Source organism: Salinisphaera orenii subsp. halophila YIM 95161 (genome assembly GCF_003732545.1).
Lineage (GTDB): Bacteria > Pseudomonadota > Gammaproteobacteria > Nevskiales > Salinisphaeraceae > Salinisphaera > Salinisphaera orenii_A.
The window spans coordinates 1-17,282 of record NZ_AYKF01000108.1 but is presented as its reverse complement, the minus strand read 5'-3'; the positions used below and the strand labels follow the sequence as shown (position 1 = coordinate 17,282).

Sequence of the window (17,282 nt, the reverse complement as noted above, 5' to 3'; positions counted from 1 at the left end):
CCCCCCGGGGGCGGGCCGCCGCCGGCGGGATCGGGACCGCGCGCCGACATGGACGCGCAGGCCATCGCTTGGCCGCCGTCGGTGTGGCGACGGCCGTCACGCTGCGAGCGCGCCGAGCGACGGCACTGCGGTTTTCAGCCATCGCCTCGCCCGCCTGCCCGAGCCCTGACCGGCACGAATCCGCCGCTCCCTGCGAAGCCGATCACAGCCCGCCTGCCTTCGGAGCGATACCGACACACGTCATCCCGCCGGCCACACGAGCCGTGATCGACCCCGCCGGCAGCGCGCCTCGTCGTCAGCCGCCGTCGGCCTCCGCGATCGCCGCGTCGAGCAGCGCCGCGCAGTCGTCGTCGAGCTTGTGGGTGATCAGATCGTCCGCACGGGTGCGGCCGCGGTTGATCGCCAGAATCGGCAGGCCGCGGGCCGCGGCCTCGCGCACGAAGCGATAGCCGGACCAGACCATGAGCGAGGAGCCGGCCACGAGCACGGCGTCCGAGCGCGCGAGCGCGTTCCAGGCCCGGGTCACCCGTTTTTTGGGCACCGCGCCGCCGAAGAAGACGACGTCGGGCTTGAGAATGCCGCGGCACGCCGGACAGGCCGGCACCCGGAACGCGTCGTAATCGACGTCGCCCAGTTCGATGTCACCGTCCGGCCGGATGACGCCGGCATCATGCAGCCAGTCCCGGTTGGCTTCGATCAACATCTCCTGAACGCGGTGGCGCGACAGCCGGCTGTCGCAGTCCAGGCAGACCACGCGATCGAGACGGCCGTGCAGATCGATCACCGCGCGGCTGCCGGCCGCCTGGTGCAGGCCGTCCACGTTCTGCGTGACCAGCAGGCGCACGCGCCCCGCCCGTCCCAACCGCGCCAGCGCCCGGTGTGCGGCGTTGGGGCGGGCGCGGGCGACCGGCGGCCAGCCCGCCATGCTGCGGGCCCAGTAGCGCCGCCGCTTGGCCAGATGCGTGATGAACGCCTGATGCTGGATCGGCGCCGCCCCCTTCCAGCCGCCGTCGCGATCGCGATAGTCCGGGATACCCGAGGCCGTGCTGATACCCGCACCGGTGAGCACGAACAGCCGCCGATGCGCGGCGATGAAATCGCGCAGCCGGGCGATGTGATCGGCACGCGCGGGCGAGTCCCCGGCGATCTCCCGCGGCAGCGTCATGCCGCGGCCGGCGCGCTCACGCCCAGGGCCGCGAGATCGGCCTCGAGCGCAGTCGCGTCGTGGAAGACCAGCGCCTGCCAACCCGCCGCGCGGGCGCCCTCGACGTTGATCCGGCGGTCGTCGATGAGCAGGCATGCGCCCGGCGCCGCGCCCAGTGCGGCGGCCACCGCGGCGAAGCCCCGGGGATCGGGCTTGGCGTAGCCGACCTCCTGCGACGCGAAGGCGCGATCGAGGTGCGCGAAAAAACCGAACTCACGCGCGATACAACGCCAGTGAACGGCGTTGGTGTTGCTGTAGCAGGCCAGGCGATGGCAACGGCCCAGCCGGGCCACGAGCGCCGCAGTGTCGGTCTTTTCGCCGCGGAGCATGCGTTCGAGCGCCGCGGTCAGCGTGTCGAAGTCCAGCGGCGTCGTCAGTTCGCGGTTGAGCGCGGCGTGGAAGGCGCGCGCGTTGAGTTCGCCCACCTGAAAGCGTTCGGCGAGCGAGAACGGGCGCGCCTTGAAACGCTCGCGCAGCAGCGGCGCGAGCCGCTCGACGGCCGTGTCGCTGCGCGCGGCAAGGTCGGTCAGCGTATCCGCCGGCGGCGCCACGTCCACCAGCACGCCGCCGAGATCGAATACCAGCCAGTCGATGGAATCGGTCATTGCGCGGGACTCTACGTCGACGGCGGTGGTCGGGATGCGTTCGCCATGCCCGGCCAAGGCAGACCGACCGGAGCGGCGGCGATCAACGGATCGCATGCCGCCGACCCGGCCCGTGATCCGGCGGCCACGGCTACGCATCCCAGCGTATCGCGCCCGGCCGGCGACATGCGGCGGGCCCGAGGCTCAGCTGTCGGCGTCGAGCAAGGAGTTGACCTTCTCGATGTAACCGCGCATGGCGGTATCGGCCTTGGTCCCGGCGAGCTTGGCCCAGGCGTCGTACTTGGCGCGGCCCTTGAGATCGGTGAACCCCGGACGCTTGCCTTCCACGTCGCCGACCGTGGCCTGCTTGTAGTGCGCGTAGAGGGCGAGTAGATCGTCGTTGCTCGGGCGCGACGACAGCTTCTGCACGTCTTCCTGCGCCTGCTCGAAATCGGCCTTCAGGTCCGCCATGGGTGCTCCGGGGCAGTGAGTAACCGCTCCAGTTTAAGCCGCGGCCCGCACCCATGTCATGAAACGGTGGGCGGGCACCTCGCCGGCGGCAGCCACCGACTGCGTCTCGACCAGCCGCCAGGCCGACCAGTCGACCGCGGGAAAGTGCGTGTCACCGGCGTAGTGGCCGTCGATGCGCGTCACCAGCAGACGATGGGCCCGCGCCAGCGCGAGCGCGTAGACCTGGGCGCCGCCGATGACCATCAGCTCCGCGGCGCCGTCCGCGCGGGCCGCGGCGATCGCTTCGTCCAGATCGGCCACGCGTTCGCAGCCGGGCGCGGCGAACCCGGGATCCCGGGTGAGCACGAGATTGCGCCGCTGGGGCAGCGCCCGGCCGATGGAGTCAAACGTGCGCCGGCCCATCAGGATCGGCTTGCCGCGCGTTTGCGCCTTGAACCAGCGCAGATCGTCGGGGATATGCCAGGGCATGCCCCCCTCGGCGCCGATCACGCCGGCGGTGTCCATGGCCACGATCAGAGTGAGTTCGGGGGCGGCGGCTTCGGAGGATGACATGCGTTCGGGGTCTGCAGGCGGCCGGCTATTGTCGAAGGCCGGCCGGTTCGCGTCCAGTCCGTGCGCGACATGCGCGCCCCAGTGTCGGCTCCCCGCGCCGCCCGATGATTCCGTGCGCCGGTTAGACCGCCACCGGCGCGCGGATCGCGGCGTGGCTTTCGTAGTTCACCAAGCGGATGTCGTCGAAGGTGAAGGCGAACAGGTCGTCCACCGCCGGGTTGAGCCAGAGCGAGGGCGCGGCCAGCGGCTCGCGCGCGAGCTGGGTGTCGGCCTGTTCCAGGTGATTCAGATACAGATGGGCATCGCCCAGCGTGTGCACGAAATCGCCCACCTCGAGGTCGCAGACCTGCGCGACCATGTGCGTGAGCAGCGCATAGGAGGCGATGTTGAACGGCACCCCGAGAAAGATATCCGCACTGCGCTGGTAGAGCTGGCAGGACAGGCGACCGTCCGCCACGTAGAACTGGAACAGCAGATGGCAGGGCGGCAGCGCCATGTCGTCGACCTGGGCCGGATTCCAGGCGGTGACCACGTGCCGGCGCGAGTCGGGATTGAGCCTGATCGAGTCGATCACCCGCGCGAGCTGGTCCACGCTGGCGCCGTCGGGCGCCGGCCAGCTGCGCCACTGATAGCCGTAGACCGGCCCGAGATCGCCGTTGGCGTCGGCCCACTCGTCCCAGATCGACACGCGGTTGTCCTTGAGATACCCGATGTTGGTGTCGCCGGCGATGAACCACAGCAGCTCGTGAATGATCGAGCGCAGGTGCAGCTTCTTGGTCGTGAGCGCCGGAAATCCGCGCCGCAGGTCGAAGCGCATCTGCCGGCCGAACACCGAGACCGTGCCGGTACCGGTGCGATCGGCCTTGCGGGTGCCGTGATCGCGCACCTCGCGCATCAGCTCCAGATACGGCTGCTCCAGCGCACTCATGCCGCGGCCCGCCCGCGGCGATAGGCCAGGCCCAGCAGGAGCACGCCGCCCACGATCATCGGCACACACAGGATCTGACCCATCGTCATCCAGTCGAAGGCCACGAAGCCGAGGAAATCATCCGGTTTGCGGAAGAACTCGGCGAAGAAACGCAGACAGCCGTAGCCCAGCAGGAACAGCCCGGAGACGGCCATGCGCGGCCGCGGACGGCGGGCGAACAGCCAGAGCACGGCGAACAACAGCAGCCCCTCGAGCCCGGCTTCGTAGAGCTCCGAGGGATGGCGCGGGGCCATGTCCACATGCGGGTAGACCATCGCCCAGGGCACATCGGTCACGCGCCCGATCAGCTCGCCGTTGATGAAGTTGGCGATACGGCCGAAGAACAGCCCCACCGGCACGATCGGCGCGACGAAGTCGGTGATGTCGAAGAAACCGCGTCGGGTATGCCGCGCGAACCAGGCCGCGGCCGCGAACACCCCCAGCATGCCGCCGTGGAAGGACATTCCGCCCTGCCAGATGTAGAACAGCTGCAGCGGATTGTCGAGCAGCAGGCCGGGCTGATAGAAGAGCATATAGCCCACGCGCCCACCGATGACGACGCCGAGCACGACATAGAACAGCAGATCGCCGACCTCCTCGCGCGACCAGTGCACATGCGCCTGCGTCGTGCGCACGATGCCCAGGCCCCAGCCGAGCAGAAAGCTCAGCAGGTACATCAGGCCATACCAGTGCACGTCCAGCGGTCCCAGCGAGACCGCCACCGGATCGATGGAGGGGTGTACGAACATGGCTGCGGAGTTTAGCAGCCGTCGCCGGCCATCGGGCATGTGCCGCGACACGCCCGGGCCATCCGCGCCGGCCGGGCGTCAGCGCACCCAGGCGAATACGCGGACATCGCGCGGCCCGCTCGCGCCGGGATGATTCGGACGTTCCGACCAGCGCCTCAGCACGCCCTCCTCGCGCATGCCGAGTTTCTCCAGCACGCGCGCCGAAGCGCGGTTGTCGACGTCACAGGTGGCCCAGAAGCGGGCGACGTCGTCGATATCGCGGGCGGCATCGAACACCGCGGCCATGGCCTCGGTGGCCAGCCCCCGGCCCCAGGCGTCGTGGGCGAGGACATAACCGAACTGGGCGCCGTGGGCGTCGAACTGACATCCGACCGTACCGACGAGCGCATCCGAGGCGCGATCGATCAGCACCCAGCAGAAATCGTCGCCGGATTCCCAGCCCCAGTGCACGTCGTCGATGAAGCCGCGGCTGTCATCGAGATCGAGGTGGGTGGCCCAGTCCAGAAAACGGGTGACCCGCGCATCGCCGGCGTAGTCGAACACCGCAGGGGCGTCGGCGGCGACCGGCGGGCGCAGGTGCAGCCGTGCGGTATCCAGCGTGCGTGGCATGACGATCATGCAGCCACCCGGACACCGCACGACATGGGGCGGTCGGCTACACCATGTCCTGGCCGAATTCGTGCTTGTAGCGCTCCTTGAACGAATCCAGCGTGAAGTGGTGGTTCTGCGTGCCGGGACGCTCGATCTTGATGGTGCCGGCCAATGAGGCGACACGACCGATGGTCTCCCAGTCCATGCCCTGCTGCAGGCCGTAGATCAGCCCGGCGCGGTAGGCGTCGCCGCAGCCGGTCGGGTCCGCCAGCGCGGTGGCCTGGGCCGCCGGCACCTCGATCTTGCGACCGCCGGTGTAGATCAGCGAGCCCTCGCCGCCGCGGGTCACGATCAGCGCCTTGAGCCGCTCGGCCATCTGCTCGTGCGTCAGGCCGGTGCGGTCGGTGATGAGGCTGGCCTCGTAGTCGTTGACCGTGAGATAGCTGGCCTGATCGATGAAGCGGTTCAACTCGTCGCCGTTGAACATCGGCAGGCCCTGGCCCGGGTCGAAGATGAAGTCGATGCCGGCCTCGGCGAACTGCTCCGCGTGGGCGACCATGCCGTCCTTGCCGTCGGGCGAGACGATACCCAGATCGATGCCCGCGTTCGCGGGTACGGTCTGTTCGTGGGCGTGGTTCATCGCGCCCGGATGGAAGGCCGTGATCTGGTTGTCGTCCAGATCGGTGGTGATGTAGGCCTGCGCGGTGTAGGCGTCGTCGATCTGCTTGAGCCGATCGCGGCTGATGCCGTGCTTGTCCATCCAGGCCGCGTAATCGTCGAAATCCTTGCCGACGGTGCCCATCGGCTCGCCGTCGCCGCCGAGCAGCTTGAGCGAGTAGGCGATGTTGCCGGCGCAGCCGCCGAACTCGCGGCGCATTTCCGGGACCAGGAACGACACGTTGAGCATGTGCACCCGGTCGGGCAGGATCTCGTTCTTGAAGTGCCCGGTGTAGACCATGATGGTGTCGTAGGCAAAAGAACCGCAGATCAGAGCAGACATAAACCTTCCTTGATCAAATGAAATTCTCGGCCGCGGCGAAACGCGCGCGCGGGCCCGTCATGCGGCGGCCGAGGAACCCGCATCGTACGCGAGATCGAGCCGCTTCGCCGCCGCGACCTCGTCGAAACGGCGCGCGGGCAGGCTCGTCGGCGCCTGACGCAGCGTCTCCGGATCGGCGCGGGCCTCCTCGCGGATCGCGACCATGGCCTCGACGAAGGCATCCAGCGTCTCGCGCGATTCGGTCTCCGTCGGCTCGATGAGAAAGCACTCCGGCACGAGCAGCGGGAAATAGATCGTCGGCGCGTGGAAACCGTAGTCGAGCAGCCGCTTGGCGAAATCCGCGGCCGTCACCCCGAACTGCGACTTCTCGCGCTTGAGCGTGACGATGAACTCGTGGCTGGCCCGCCGATCGGGAAAGGCCACCTCGAAACCGGCGTCCTTGAGCCGCGCCATCAGATAGTTGGAGTTGAGCGTGGCGTACTCGGCGACCCGCGTCATGCCGTCGCGGCCGAGCAGACGGGCGTAGATATAGGCGCGCATCAGCACGCCAGTGTTGCCCATGAACGCCGACAGGCGACCGATGGTGTGCGGCAGATCGGCCTCCGTCATCCAGTAGTAGCGCGTCGCCGCGCCGTCGCCGCGCCGGCCGATCGTCGGAATCGGCATGAACTTGCGCAGGTGGCTGCCCACGCCGAGCGCGCCGGAGCCCGGTCCGCCGCCGCCGTGCGGGGTCGAGAAGGTCTTGTGCAGGTTCATGTGGATGACGTCGAAGCCCATGTCGCCCGGGCGGATCTTGCCGAGAATGGCGTTCAGATTGGCGCCGTCGTAGTAGAGCAGCCCGCCCGCGCCGTGGACGATGTCGGCGATTTCGAGGATGTCCTGCTCGAACACGCCCAGCGTCGACGGGTTCGTGAGCATGATCCCGGCGGTCCGCTCGCTGACCTTCTCGCGCAGGGCGGCGATGTCCACATCGCCGTCGGCGTCGGTGGGCAGCTCGATGACGCGGCAGCCGCACATGGTGGCGGTCGCCGGATTGGTGCCGTGGGCGGCGTCGGGCACCAGGATCTCGTCGCGGTGATGATCGCCGCGATGGTCGTGGTAGGCCTTGATCATCGCCACGCCGGTGAACTCGCCCTGGGCGCCGGCCATCGGCGTGAGCGAACACTTGTCCATGCCGGTGACCTCGGTGAGGATCTCCTGGAGCTCGTAGAGACAGCGCATCTGACCCTGGCCATGGCTGGCCGGCGCCAGCGGATGCCGATCGAGGAAACCGGGCAGCGAGGCCAGCGTGTTACAGGCCCGCGGATTGTGCTTCATCGTGCACGAGCCCAGCGGGTAGAAGTGCGTGTCGATGGAGAAGTTGAGCTGCGACAGCCGGGTGTAGTGGCGTACCACGTCCATCTCGGAGACTTCCGGCAGCCCGATGTCGGAGTCGCGGGCCAGCGCAGCCGGGATGTCGTCCACCGCCGGCGCCTGCCGCGGCGCCTGGGCGTGGGCGCGGCGGCCCGGCTGACCGCGTTCGAAGATCAGTTGCTCGGTCATGCGTTACCTCGCTGCGGCGACGCATCGCGCGCCGCCGCTGGAAAAACAGGAATCGGCGGCGACGGCTAGCCCGCGAGCGCGGCCAGCGCGGCCGCGTAGTCGGGCTCGTCGGAGATCTCGCCGACCAGCTCGCTGTGGAGCACGCGATCGTCGGCATCGGCCACGACCACCGCACGCGCGCACAGGCCGGCCATCGGCCCGTCGGCCATGAGCACGCCGTAGTCCTCGGCGAACGACTTGTCGCGCATCATCGACAGCGTCACGCCGTTGGCCAGCCCCTCGGCGCTGCAGAAGCGCGAATGCGCGAACGGCAGATCCGCCGAGACCTGCAGCAACGCGACGTTGTCGAGCGCCTCGACGTCGGCGTTGAAGCGCTTGACCGAGAGCGCACAGGTGGGCGTGTCCAGGCTCGGAAAGATGTTCAAGATCTTGCGCTGGCCGGCGAAATCGGCGAGATGACGATCGCCGAGATCGGTGCCGGTCAGGGTGAAGTCGGGCAGCCGGTCGCCGGGCGCCGGCAGCGCGCCCGCGACGCTGGCCGGCGTGCCGCGCAGCGTGATGCTCTGGGTCATGGCAGGTCCTCGTATGGTTGGATTCGGTCGCCGCGGGCCGGTTCAGGCCGGCGCGGCATGGGTTTCGAGCACGGCCGCCAGGGCCTCGGCGTAAGCGTCGAGATCACCGGCGGTCTTGGTCTCGGTGGCGCAGACCAGCACGGTATCGTTCAGGCCGTCGTAGTGGTCGGCGAGCGCGAGGCCGCCGAAGACGCCCCGCTCGGCGAGCGCTTCCAGCGCGGCGTCCGCGGCCATCGGCAGGCGCAGCACCGTCTCGTGGAAATACGGGCCGTCGAAGACGCGGCTCACGCCGTCGATGGCGGTCAGCCGTTTGACCAGCGCGCGCGTGTTGGCGGCACAGGTCGCCGCGGTACGCCGCAGCCCCTCGGGGCCGAGCAGGCTCATGTGGATGGTGGCCGCGGTGACCAGCAGGCCCTGGTTGGTGCAGATGTTGGAAGTCGCCTTGGAGCGACGGATATGCTGCTCGCGCGGCTGCAGCGTGAGCACGTAGCCGTCGCAGCCGTCGGCGTCCAGGGCGCGGCCGACCACGCGGCCCGGCATCTGGCGGACATGCTTCTTGCGGCAGCACAGCAGCCCGAAGTACGGCCCGCCGCCGGCCAGCGGCGCGCCGAGCGGCTGGCCCTCACCGACGACGATGTCGGCCCCGTCGCCGCCGCCCCAGCGCCCCGGCGCCTTGAGCAGCGCCAGCGACAGCGGATTGACCACGCCGATGGCGAGCGCGCCGTTGTCATGCGCCCAGTCGGTGAGCGCATCGACGTCCTCGAGCGCGCCGAAAAAATTGGGCTGCGGGATGACCAGCGCGGTCACGTCCTCGCCGGCCCAGCGGTCGAGCGCGGCCCGGTCGACCGTGCCGTGCTCGGCGTCGAAGTCCACGACCTCGAAGTCGATCGCCTGATTCGCGCAGATGTTGCGCGCGACCTGGCGGTAGAACGGGTGCACCGACTTCGGCAGCAGCACGCGCCGCGACTTCGACTTGCGGTTGGCCCGCACGGCCATGAGCACGGCCTCGGCCAGCGCCGAGGCGCCGTCATAGAGCGAGGCGTTGGACACGTCCATGCCGGTCAGCCCGCACATCATCGTCTGATATTCGTAGACGACCTGCAGCGTGCCCTGGCTGGCCTCCGGCTGATACGGCGTGTAGGCGCTGTAGAACTCGCCGCGGGTGGTGATCTCCCAGACGGCGGCCGGGATGTGGTGCTCGTAGGCGCCGGCGCCGATGAAGCACAGACCGCCCTCGTCCTGGCCGGCGCGCTCGCGCATCAGGCGGGTGATCTCCTGTTCGCTCGCGCCCTCCGGGATCGCGTCCAGGCTGACGTTGCGCAGCCTCGGGTCGATCTCGTCGAACAGGTCATCGATGGTCTCGGCGCCGATGACCGCCAGCATGTCGTGGACGTCGGCTTCGGTGTGCGGGATGAACGGCATGGAACCTCGCGGTTGGGAAAAAGGCGGACGGCGGCGGACGGCCGGCTCAGTCCTCCTCGTCCTCGACGATGCCCTCGTACGTGTCGGCGTCGAGCAGCGTGTCGAGCGCATCGGCGTCGTCGACCTGCATCTTGAACAGCCAGCCCTCGCCGAACGGGTCCTCGTTGACCAGCTCCGGCGCGTCCTCGAGCTGTTCGTTGACCTCGGCGACCTCGCCGGCCACGGGCGCGTAGATGTCGGAGGCGGCCTTGACCGATTCCACCACGGCCACCGCGTCGCCGGCGCCGACCTTCTTGCCGGCCTCCGGCAGCTCCACGAACACCAGATCGCCGAGCGAAGCCTGGGCGTGGTCGGTGATGCCGACCGTGATCGTGCCGTCGCCGTCGTTGCCGATCCACTCGTGGGTCTTGGTATAGGACAGTTCCTTCGGTACGTCGCTCATCGGATTCCCCTTGCGGTTTGTTTGCCTGCAGCCTGGATGCGGAAAAGGATGCGGCCGGATGCCTCCCGGCCGGTCGTCGTCGATCTACGCGTCGTCGATGCGGGACTTGCCGTTGCGCACGAACGGCGGCGTGACGAGGCGCGCGGGCAGCCACTTGTCGCGGATCGCCACCTCGACGCCGTCGTCCCAGTCGCTCGGAATCCGGGCGAGCCCGATCGAGCGCGACAGCGTCGGCGCATAGCTGCCGCTGGTGACCTCGCCGGCGGCATCCGCCGCGGCGACGTTCGAGCCCGCCGCGCGCACCTTCGCGCCGTGGCGCATCACGCCCCGGCCTTCCAGCACCAGCCCAACGCGCTGCATGGTCACGCCCGCCGCGCGGGCATGTTCCAGCGCCTCGCGGCCCACGAATTCGCGCTCGGCGGGCTCGAAGGCCACGGTCCAGGCCAGGCCGGATTCCAGCGGCGTGGTGTCCTCATCCATGTCCTGGCCGTAGAGATTGAGCCCGGCCTCCAGGCGCAGCGTGTCGCGCGCGCCCAGCCCCACCGGCGCCACGCCGGTGCTCTTCAGGGCGCGCCAGAACGCCGCCGCATCGCCGGCCGGCATCACGATCTCGAAGCCGTCCTCGCCGGTGTAGCCGGTGCGGCCGACGGAGACGTCGCCCTCGGTGGTCGCACTGAACGGCTTGAGCCGGAAGGCGGCCTCGGCCAGGCCCGTGTCCAGCACCTTGGTGGTCAGCTCGCGGGCCCGCGGGCCCTGCACGGCGACGATCGCGAGGTCGCTGCGGTGCTCGACCGCCACGCGATAGGTGCCGATCTGACCGTGCAGCCAGGCCAGATCCTTGTTCGTGGTGGCGGCGTTGAGCACCGCGCGGTAATGGCCCTCGGCCAGGTGATAGACGATCAGGTCGTCGATCACGCCGCCGCGGGTATTGAGCATGCAGGTGTAGAGGGCGCGGCCGACCTCGTCGATCCGGGCCACGTCGTTGGCCATCACCCGGCGCAGGAATTCGCGCGCGTCGTCGCCGGTGATGTCGGCGACCGCCATGTGCGAGACATCGAACATGCCGGCGTTGTCGCGCACCGCCTTGTGTTCGGCGATCTGCGAGCCGTAGTCGATCGGCATGTCCCAGCCGGCGAAATCGACGAGCCGGGCGTCGAGCGCCACGTGTTCGTCGTGGAGCGGCGTACGATCTGCCATGCGGGCCTCTTCGGTTGGTTGGACCACGGTGCGGCCTGACTTTCGTCCTGCCGCCCCTCTGTCCTTTCACCTGAGAGATTGGCCCCGTCGGTGAGCCCCCGCTCGGGGACTGCTCTCCAGAGTCGATCGTGTCCGGATAGCCGGACGGGCGCGCGGTCCTTCTGCCTGAGCGTTTCCGGGCGGGAATTGCGCCTTCGGCGACGGGCCGGACCCGTTCTCTCCCACGCGCTTGGCGATCGAAGCCCGACTATACCGGGGCCGGCGCCCCAATCCAAGCGCGGCCGGCGTGGCGTTCAGCGCAGCAGCCGCGGACCGTCGCCGGACAGGCCCACCGCGTGATGGATCATCAGCTGGCGGATCGGCGCCAGATTGGAGGCCACGCCCACGGCCATCTCGCGCAGCCGGCGGACCAGCGGATTCGGGCTGCCATAGACGCGCTTGAGGGCGTCGGTCGCGCCCATCATCATCAGGTTCTCGGCCATCCGCGCGCGCTGATAGCGGCGCAGATAGCGCGTGTCGCCGGCGTCCCGGCCGGCCGCGCGTCCGGCCTCCAGTGCGGCCACCAGTTCGGCCACGTCCAGCAGGCCGAGATTGACCCCCTGCCCCGCCATCGGGTGCAGCACGTGCGCGGCGTCGCCAGCCAGGGCAACGCGATGATCGCAGTAGCGCTCGGCGTGCAGCAGCTTCAGCGGAAACGCGGCACGGCTGTCCATGCGCTCGATCTCGCCGAGCACGCCGCCGCTGGCCTCGGTCAGCCGCGCGCAGAAGGCGTCGTGGTCGAGTTCGGCCAGCTCCGCGGCCAGCGCGTCGTCGGCGTGCCAGGCCAGCGAACAGCGCCCGTCGGCCAGCGGCAGAAACGCGACCGGGCCAGTCTCGGTGAAGCGCTGCCAGGCGATGTGGCGATGGTGGCGGGCCGGCGTGACCGCGCCCACCGTGCAGCGCTGACCGTAGCCCCAGCCCGTCGTCGGGATGCCCGCGGCCGCACGCACCGGCGAATTCGCGCCCTCCGCGCCGACCACCAGCGCGGCGGTGAGCTCGCGGCCATCGTCAAGCGCGAGCCGGGCGCAGTCGGCGTCGCGGGAAAGACCCGCCATGCGCGCCGGACAGAACAGCTCGACGCGGTCGAGGGCGCGCCAGGCCGCGTCCACCACCAGCGCGTTCTCCACGATATGGCCCAGCTCGGGCAGCCCCACCGCGGTGTGCTCCAGAAACAGCTCCGGCCCGCCGCCGGCGTCCCAGACCTTCATCCCGGTGAACGCGCAGCAGCGCCGCGCCTCGACGTGCGCCCACAGGCCGAGATTGTCGAGCACCCGCCGCGGCCCCGGCGCGATCGCCGACAGCCGCAGGTCGTAGTCCGAGGCGTCGTCGAAGGGCGCCGGCCGCTCGGCCTCCACCAGGGCCACCGAGAAATCCGCCCGCGACAGCGCCACCGCGAGCACTGCGCCGACCATGCCGCCGCCGACCACGGCCACGTCGAAGCGCGGCGCACTCATGGCCGCGCCCCGGCCGGCACCAGTGCCAGCCCCATGCTGCGCCGGGCCATGTCGTCGCGCAGGCCCGGCGCCAGCGAGAGCCCGAACAGCCCGGCCGCGCGGGCCGCGCCCAGCCCCGGCACCCGGTTGGAGAACACCCGGACGATGGCGTCGGTGAAGTTGGCCACGCGATGCTGATCGGGCCGCCGGGCCTCGGCCCAGGCGGCCAGCAGGTCGGCGTCGCCCGGGTCGAAGTCGGGATCGGCGGCGCGGCGCTCGCGCAGCATGGCCGCGAACACCAGCGCATCGCGGATCGCGAGGTTGAAGCCCTGCGCGGCGGCCGGATGCAGCGCGTGGCCGGCGTTGCCGATGAGCAGCGCCCGCGTGGCCCGGGCGCGATCGGCCAGCACCCGGGCCAGCGGATACGAGCCGCGCGGGCCGGCGAGCGCGAGCCGGCCCAGACGCTGGCCGAAGGCGGCCTGCAGGGCGGCGGTGAAATCGGCCTCGTCCGCGGCGACCCGGCGTTCGGCGGTCTCGCTCGGCAGCGTCCACACCGCAGCACAGCTCGTCGGCGTCCGCGGCAGCAGCGCCACCGGCCCGTCCGGGGTGAAGCGCTCGAAGGCGCAGCCGCCGTGGGCGCGTTCGGGCTCGATCACCGTGACCAGCGCGCGCTGGGCGTAGTCGTCCACGCGGGCGCCGATGCCCAGCGCCTGACGCACCGACGAGCGCGCGCCGTCGGCGCCGATGACCAGCCGGGTCGAGCGGGTTTCCATGGCGCCGTCGTCCCGGGCGATGTCGATCTCGACGGCCCCGTCAGCCTGGCGCAACGCCTCGAAGCGCGCCGGCGCGATGATCTCGACCCCCGCCAGACCCGCGAGCCGCTCGCGCAGCGCGGCGATCAGTGCGGTGTTGGGCAGCACATAGCCCAGCGCCGGCAGGTCGTAGTCGGCGGCATCCACGCGCACCCGGCCGAACGCGCCCTGCTGGGAGACGTGCAGGCGTTCGATGGGCGCGGCGTCCGCGCTCATCGCCGACCACAGGCCGAGCTGCTCGAACAGCGCCCGCGTGCCCCAGGCAATGGCCGTGGTCCGTGCCCGCATATTGTCGACCTTGGGCTCATCCGTGGGCTCGTCCGCAGGCGTGTCGAAGCGCACCGCCTCGACCAGCGCGATCGACAGCCCGGTGTCGGCCAGCGCACAGGCCAGGCTGGCGCCGGCCAGGCCGCCGCCGATCACCGTGATGTCGTGGTCCGCGCTCACGCCGGTCCGCGCCGGTCGCCCGTAGCGGCCATCAGCGCCTCGATGGCATCGGCGTCCTTGGGCACGTCAGCGGTCAGCACCTCGCAGCCGTCTTCGGTGATCACGATGTCGTCCTCGATGCGGATGCCGGTGCCGTGGAAGCGCGCCGGCGCCTGTTCGCTGCCGGGCGGCACGTAGAGGCCGGGCTCCACGGTCAGCGCCATGCCCGACTCGAGCAGCCGCCATTCGCCGTCGATCTTGTAGTCGCCGACGTCGTGCACGTCCATGCCGAGCCAGTGGCTGGTGCCGTGCATGAAGAACGCCCGGTAGCGCTCGTCGTCCTTGATCGCATCGCGGCTGCCCTCGAGCAGGCCGAGCTCGATCAGACCGTCGACGAGCACCTCCAGCGCCGCCGCGTGCGGGGCATTGGCGGGCACGCCGGGCCGAGCCGCGGCGATCGCCGCGCCGTTGGCGGCCAGCACGACCTCGTAGAGCGCGCGCTGGGCCTCGGAGAAACGACCGTTGGCCGGAAAGGTCCGCGTGATGTCGCCGGCGTAGCCGCGATACTCCGCGCCGGCGTCGATCAGCACCAGAGCGCCGTCGGCGATGGCGTCGGCGTTCTCGATGTAGTGCAGCACGCAGGCGTTGGCGCCGCTGCCGACGATGCTCGGATAGGCCCAGGTCATGCCGTCGAGCTCGAACTCGTAGTGCAGCACGGCGGCGAGCTGGTATTCCCGCACCCCGGGCGCAACCGCCTGCATGGCGGCGACGTGGGCCCGGGCCGAGGTGCGCGCGGCCTCGCGCATGAGCGCGATCTCGGCCTCGGACTTGCGCAGGCGCATCTCGTGCAGCACCCGGTCCAGGGCCACGATCTGCGCCGGCGGTCGGCCGCGCCGGCCCTGGCTCTTGAGCCGTTCCACGCCCTCGAGCACGCGCCGCTCGAACGACGGGTGCGTGCCCAGCGACAGATACAGCCGCTCGCGGCCGTCGAGCAGCCGGCCGAGCCAGGCGTCGAATTCGCCGACCGCGATCGCCCGGTCGGCGCCGTAGTCCGCCACGGCGCCGTCGAGGCCGGCGCGTTTGCCGACCCAGATCTCGGCGTCCGGATCGCGCTCGCGGCAGAACAGCAGGTACTCGCCCTCGGCGAAGCCCGGCGCGATCACGGCGATCGCCTCCGGCTCCGGAAAGCCGGTGACGTAGCGGAAGTCGCTGTCGGGACGATAGGGATAGTCGACGTCGTTGTTGCGCTTGCGCTCCGGGGTCGCGGCCAGGATCGCGATGCCGTCGGCGCCGATCACCTCGGCCAGCGCCCGGCGCCGGCGGGCGGGCTCGTCCGGCGGGTCGGCGTGCTGCAGGTGGGTCTGATCCCTCATGCGGGCGCTCCCGCAGCGACGGTCGGCGACGTCAACGATGATCGATCGGGCATGAAAATGGGCACGGTCCGTCCTTGGGCTGCTCGGCTGCGGGCGGCGCCGCGACGACGCGCGGCCGCCGGGGCACACCCCGGCACTAGTGCAGAGACTCGCGTTCGGTCGGGCCCTCGCGCGGCGGCTGCAGCTCGAGAAAGACCATCTGCACGCCGACGCGCACGTACTCCACGAGCTCGGCGTAGTCGGCCTCGGCGGATTCGACGTCGCTGTCCTCGGCGGTCAGCCCGGCCCGCGAGAGCTGGGTGAGATCGCGCACGACCTCCCGGACCTCGGCGGAAAGCTGCTCGGGGTCGAACGTGCCGTCGTGGCTCAGGCCGTAGAGATAGCCCGCACACCAGCGCGCCAGCGCCTGCACGCGCCGCTCGAGGGCGACGTCGTCGTCGGGCAGCAGCGGCTTGAAGCTCAGATCCGGGTCGAACAGCCCCTCCAGCGTCATCTCCCGCAGCGCGCCCAGGGCGGTATCGAGCATCTCGGACTGCTCCACGTCGTCCACGGCGCGCGGCGGACTGGCCTTGTTGTCCACGCAGAGCATGCCCGTGAGGGTGCCGTGCACCTCACCGGGGGTCTGCACGGACCGGGCCTCGGTCAGGCCGTGCTGGAGGGCATCGAAGATATCGGTCTGGCTCATGGCGCGCCTCTTTTACGGAACCGCATGATAGCAAAGCCGCGGTGCCTCAGCCCGGCCCCAGCAGCACCAGCCAGACCGCGTTGTAACCGGCATGCAGGCCGATCGGGGCGGCCAGCGTGCGGCCGTGGCGTTCGTAGAAATAGCCGAACACCAGCGCCGGCACGCACGTCGCCGCCGCCCAGCCGACGGGGTGGCGGGCGAGATGAAACAGGGCGAAGGCCGCGGCCGTGAGCGCGTTGGCCCACGTCAGCGGGCCGAGGCGGGCCGATGATCGCGCCGCCAGTGCGTCCTGAACGCCGGCGCGAAAGACGATCTCCTCGAGCAGCGGTGCGAGCACGACGACCAGCAGCGCGGTCGTCGGCGCCGGCCAGCGCAGCGCGAGGCCGCCGGGCCCGAGCGCCGCCGCCAGCGCGAGCACCGGCACCGCGGCGGCCAGCGCGGCGAGATAGGCCGGGTCGGTCGCCAGCCGCTTCAGCGTGTCCCCGTGCCGGCCCGCGACGACCGCCGGCGGACCAGCACCCAGGCGCTCAATCCGAGCAGCAGCGCCCAGACCGGGTCGAAGCGCGTGTCCGTCCCCAGCGTGCAGCCGCCACCGCTGCTGCCGCCGTCGTCATCGTCGGCGTCACCGCCGGTGTCGGCGGTCTCGGATTCGACCGTGTCGGCGGCGACTGACTCGTCGGCGCTGCCCAGGATCGCGGCCGTGTCGAAGTCCGGACAGCGCGCGCCGTTGATCAGCGTCCAGCCCATGGCCTCGAGCGCGCAGGTGGCCAGGCCGAGGCCGTTGCGGCCCTCGGCGCGAGCGCTGAGGACCGGCTCCATGAGCTGATCGGGCGCCAGCGCATCCGCCCAGTGGGCGATCGAGCTGCCGGCCACCACCGGCGAGGGCGCATGCAGCCGCACGTAGCCCTGGTTGAGCCCGGAGTCGAGAAACGCGGCGCCGTTGGCCGTGTCGTCATCCGCCCAGACCAGATCCGGGCCGTTGTCGAGCGAATCCGCACGCTCGGCGTCACTCATCTGCGGCCAGCGCGGCTGACCCGCCACGGACAGGTCCTTGACGAAGCGGGTGTAGATGTCGGGCAGCCGCCGGCCGTCGGCCACGCGCGGGAACTGGCCCGCGTCGCCGCTGCGCCCGTCGGTCAGCGCCACCAGGGGGGTTCTACCCCGTTTCCGCGGACGGTTGAGAAAAGGTTAACGGATATTTTCGATCTTTGGCAGCCATGC

Annotated in this window: 19 protein-coding genes and 2 riboswitches; all 19 genes read right to left on the bottom strand. The window is 70.6% G+C overall.

Annotated features, from left to right (window positions below):
* Window positions 1-295: 295 nt before the first annotated feature.
* Entirely contained in the window at window positions 296-1,165 is an 870-nt protein-coding gene (locus SAHL_RS13540) for an NAD-dependent protein deacetylase (RefSeq protein WP_123591948.1), read from the bottom strand.
* Window positions 1,162-1,809, bottom strand: a complete 648-nt coding sequence (locus tag SAHL_RS13535) for an HAD-IA family hydrolase (RefSeq protein ID WP_184947698.1) — start codon at window positions 1,807-1,809, stop codon at window positions 1,162-1,164. The genes SAHL_RS13540 and SAHL_RS13535 overlap by 4 nt, the downstream gene beginning before the upstream one ends.
* A gap of 183 nt (window positions 1,810-1,992) precedes the next feature.
* The gene (locus SAHL_RS13530; protein ID WP_123591946.1) at window positions 1,993-2,259 is read right to left on the bottom strand and encodes an acyl-CoA-binding protein; all 267 of its coding nucleotides are present in this window, start codon (window positions 2,257-2,259) and stop codon (window positions 1,993-1,995) included.
* Between the two features lie 33 nt (window positions 2,260-2,292).
* Window positions 2,293-2,811, bottom strand: coding sequence for a dihydrofolate reductase (locus SAHL_RS13525; RefSeq protein ID WP_123591945.1), 519 nt, complete (start codon window positions 2,809-2,811; stop codon window positions 2,293-2,295).
* 121 nt (window positions 2,812-2,932) lie between these two features.
* Complete coding sequence (locus tag SAHL_RS13520) at window positions 2,933-3,739, bottom strand: thymidylate synthase (RefSeq protein WP_123591944.1); 807 nt, start codon at window positions 3,737-3,739, stop codon at window positions 2,933-2,935.
* Complete coding sequence (gene lgt / locus SAHL_RS13515; protein WP_123591943.1) at window positions 3,736-4,527, bottom strand: prolipoprotein diacylglyceryl transferase; 792 nt, start codon at window positions 4,525-4,527, stop codon at window positions 3,736-3,738. Before lgt ends, SAHL_RS13520 begins: the two co-directional genes overlap by 4 nt.
* Window positions 4,528-4,605: 78 nt before the next feature.
* Window positions 4,606-5,136: a GNAT family N-acetyltransferase gene (locus SAHL_RS13510; RefSeq protein WP_184947695.1), complete on the bottom strand. Its 531-nt coding sequence runs from the start codon at window positions 5,134-5,136 to the stop codon at window positions 4,606-4,608.
* 46 nt (window positions 5,137-5,182) lie between these two features.
* On the bottom strand, window positions 5,183-6,118 hold the full coding sequence (locus SAHL_RS13505; protein WP_123591941.1) for a carbohydrate kinase family protein: 936 nt from the start codon (window positions 6,116-6,118) through the stop codon (window positions 5,183-5,185).
* 57 nt (window positions 6,119-6,175) lie between these two features.
* Entirely contained in the window at window positions 6,176-7,660 is a 1,485-nt protein-coding gene (gene gcvPB / locus SAHL_RS13500; protein ID WP_123591940.1) for an aminomethyl-transferring glycine dehydrogenase subunit GcvPB, read from the bottom strand.
* Window positions 7,661-7,725: 65 nt separating this feature from the next.
* Window positions 7,726-8,232: a thiol peroxidase gene (gene tpx / locus SAHL_RS13495; RefSeq protein WP_123591939.1), complete on the bottom strand. Its 507-nt coding sequence runs from the start codon at window positions 8,230-8,232 to the stop codon at window positions 7,726-7,728.
* A 42-nt stretch (window positions 8,233-8,274) separates the two neighbouring features.
* On the bottom strand, window positions 8,275-9,654 hold the full coding sequence (gcvPA, locus tag SAHL_RS13490) for an aminomethyl-transferring glycine dehydrogenase subunit GcvPA (RefSeq protein WP_123591938.1): 1,380 nt from the start codon (window positions 9,652-9,654) through the stop codon (window positions 8,275-8,277).
* Between the two features lie 46 nt (window positions 9,655-9,700).
* Entirely contained in the window at window positions 9,701-10,096 is a 396-nt protein-coding gene (gene gcvH, locus SAHL_RS13485) for a glycine cleavage system protein GcvH (protein WP_123591937.1), read from the bottom strand.
* A gap of 84 nt (window positions 10,097-10,180) precedes the next feature.
* Window positions 10,181-11,293, bottom strand: coding sequence for a glycine cleavage system aminomethyltransferase GcvT (gene gcvT / locus SAHL_RS13480; protein ID WP_123591936.1), 1,113 nt, complete (start codon window positions 11,291-11,293; stop codon window positions 10,181-10,183).
* Window positions 11,294-11,341: 48 nt separating this feature from the next.
* Window positions 11,342-11,423: riboswitch (glycine riboswitch) on the bottom strand.
* A 13-nt stretch (window positions 11,424-11,436) separates the two neighbouring features.
* A riboswitch (glycine riboswitch) is annotated at window positions 11,437-11,527 on the bottom strand.
* 59 nt (window positions 11,528-11,586) lie between these two features.
* Entirely contained in the window at window positions 11,587-12,786 is a 1,200-nt protein-coding gene (locus SAHL_RS13475; protein WP_123591935.1) for a UbiH/UbiF/VisC/COQ6 family ubiquinone biosynthesis hydroxylase, read from the bottom strand.
* On the bottom strand, window positions 12,783-14,024 hold the full coding sequence (locus tag SAHL_RS13470) for an FAD-dependent monooxygenase (RefSeq protein WP_123591934.1): 1,242 nt from the start codon (window positions 14,022-14,024) through the stop codon (window positions 12,783-12,785). Before SAHL_RS13470 ends, SAHL_RS13475 begins: the two co-directional genes overlap by 4 nt.
* Entirely contained in the window at window positions 14,021-15,376 is a 1,356-nt protein-coding gene (locus tag SAHL_RS13465) for an aminopeptidase P N-terminal domain-containing protein (protein ID WP_123591933.1), read from the bottom strand. The genes SAHL_RS13470 and SAHL_RS13465 overlap by 4 nt, the downstream gene beginning before the upstream one ends.
* Before the next feature lie 136 nt (window positions 15,377-15,512).
* A complete protein-coding gene (locus SAHL_RS13460; protein WP_123591932.1) occupies window positions 15,513-16,061 on the bottom strand; it encodes a UPF0149 family protein in 549 nt (182 codons plus the stop codon).
* 46 nt (window positions 16,062-16,107) lie between these two features.
* Window positions 16,108-16,479, bottom strand: a complete 372-nt coding sequence (mrtJ, locus tag SAHL_RS13455) for a JDVT-CTERM system glutamic-type intramembrane protease MrtJ (protein WP_184947693.1) — start codon at window positions 16,477-16,479, stop codon at window positions 16,108-16,110.
* A 53-nt stretch (window positions 16,480-16,532) separates the two neighbouring features.
* On the bottom strand, window positions 16,533-17,207 hold the full coding sequence (locus SAHL_RS13450; RefSeq protein ID WP_123591930.1) for a JDVT-CTERM domain-containing protein: 675 nt from the start codon (window positions 17,205-17,207) through the stop codon (window positions 16,533-16,535).
* Window positions 17,208-17,282 lie beyond the last annotated feature (75 nt).

What these genes read in the sequence shown, in the direction of transcription:
- SAHL_RS13540 (WP_123591948.1), bottom strand. Translation starts at nt 1,165, where the DNA reads ATGACGCTGCCGCGGGAGATCGCCGGGGACTCGCCCGCGCGTGCCGAT.
- SAHL_RS13535 (WP_184947698.1), bottom strand. Translation starts at nt 1,809, where the DNA reads ATGACCGATTCCATCGACTGGCTGGTATTCGATCTCGGCGGCGTGCTG.
- SAHL_RS13530 (WP_123591946.1), bottom strand. Translation starts at nt 2,259, where the DNA reads ATGGCGGACCTGAAGGCCGATTTCGAGCAGGCGCAGGAAGACGTGCAG.
- SAHL_RS13525 (WP_123591945.1), bottom strand. Translation starts at nt 2,811, where the DNA reads ATGTCATCCTCCGAAGCCGCCGCCCCCGAACTCACTCTGATCGTGGCC.
- SAHL_RS13520 (WP_123591944.1), bottom strand. Translation starts at nt 3,739, where the DNA reads ATGAGTGCGCTGGAGCAGCCGTATCTGGAGCTGATGCGCGAGGTGCGC.
- lgt (WP_123591943.1), bottom strand. Translation starts at nt 4,527, where the DNA reads ATGTTCGTACACCCCTCCATCGATCCGGTGGCGGTCTCGCTGGGACCG.
- SAHL_RS13510 (WP_184947695.1), bottom strand. Translation starts at nt 5,136, where the DNA reads ATGCCACGCACGCTGGATACCGCACGGCTGCACCTGCGCCCGCCGGTC.
- SAHL_RS13505 (WP_123591941.1), bottom strand. Translation starts at nt 6,118, where the DNA reads ATGTCTGCTCTGATCTGCGGTTCTTTTGCCTACGACACCATCATGGTC.
- gcvPB (WP_123591940.1), bottom strand. Translation starts at nt 7,660, where the DNA reads ATGACCGAGCAACTGATCTTCGAACGCGGTCAGCCGGGCCGCCGCGCC.
- tpx (WP_123591939.1), bottom strand. Translation starts at nt 8,232, where the DNA reads ATGACCCAGAGCATCACGCTGCGCGGCACGCCGGCCAGCGTCGCGGGC.
- gcvPA (WP_123591938.1), bottom strand. Translation starts at nt 9,654, where the DNA reads ATGCCGTTCATCCCGCACACCGAAGCCGACGTCCACGACATGCTGGCG.
- gcvH (WP_123591937.1), bottom strand. Translation starts at nt 10,096, where the DNA reads ATGAGCGACGTACCGAAGGAACTGTCCTATACCAAGACCCACGAGTGG.
- gcvT (WP_123591936.1), bottom strand. Translation starts at nt 11,293, where the DNA reads ATGGCAGATCGTACGCCGCTCCACGACGAACACGTGGCGCTCGACGCC.
- SAHL_RS13475 (WP_123591935.1), bottom strand. Translation starts at nt 12,786, where the DNA reads ATGAGTGCGCCGCGCTTCGACGTGGCCGTGGTCGGCGGCGGCATGGTC.
- SAHL_RS13465 (WP_123591933.1), bottom strand. Translation starts at nt 15,376, where the DNA reads ATGAGGGATCAGACCCACCTGCAGCACGCCGACCCGCCGGACGAGCCC.
- SAHL_RS13460 (WP_123591932.1), bottom strand. Translation starts at nt 16,061, where the DNA reads ATGAGCCAGACCGATATCTTCGATGCCCTCCAGCACGGCCTGACCGAG.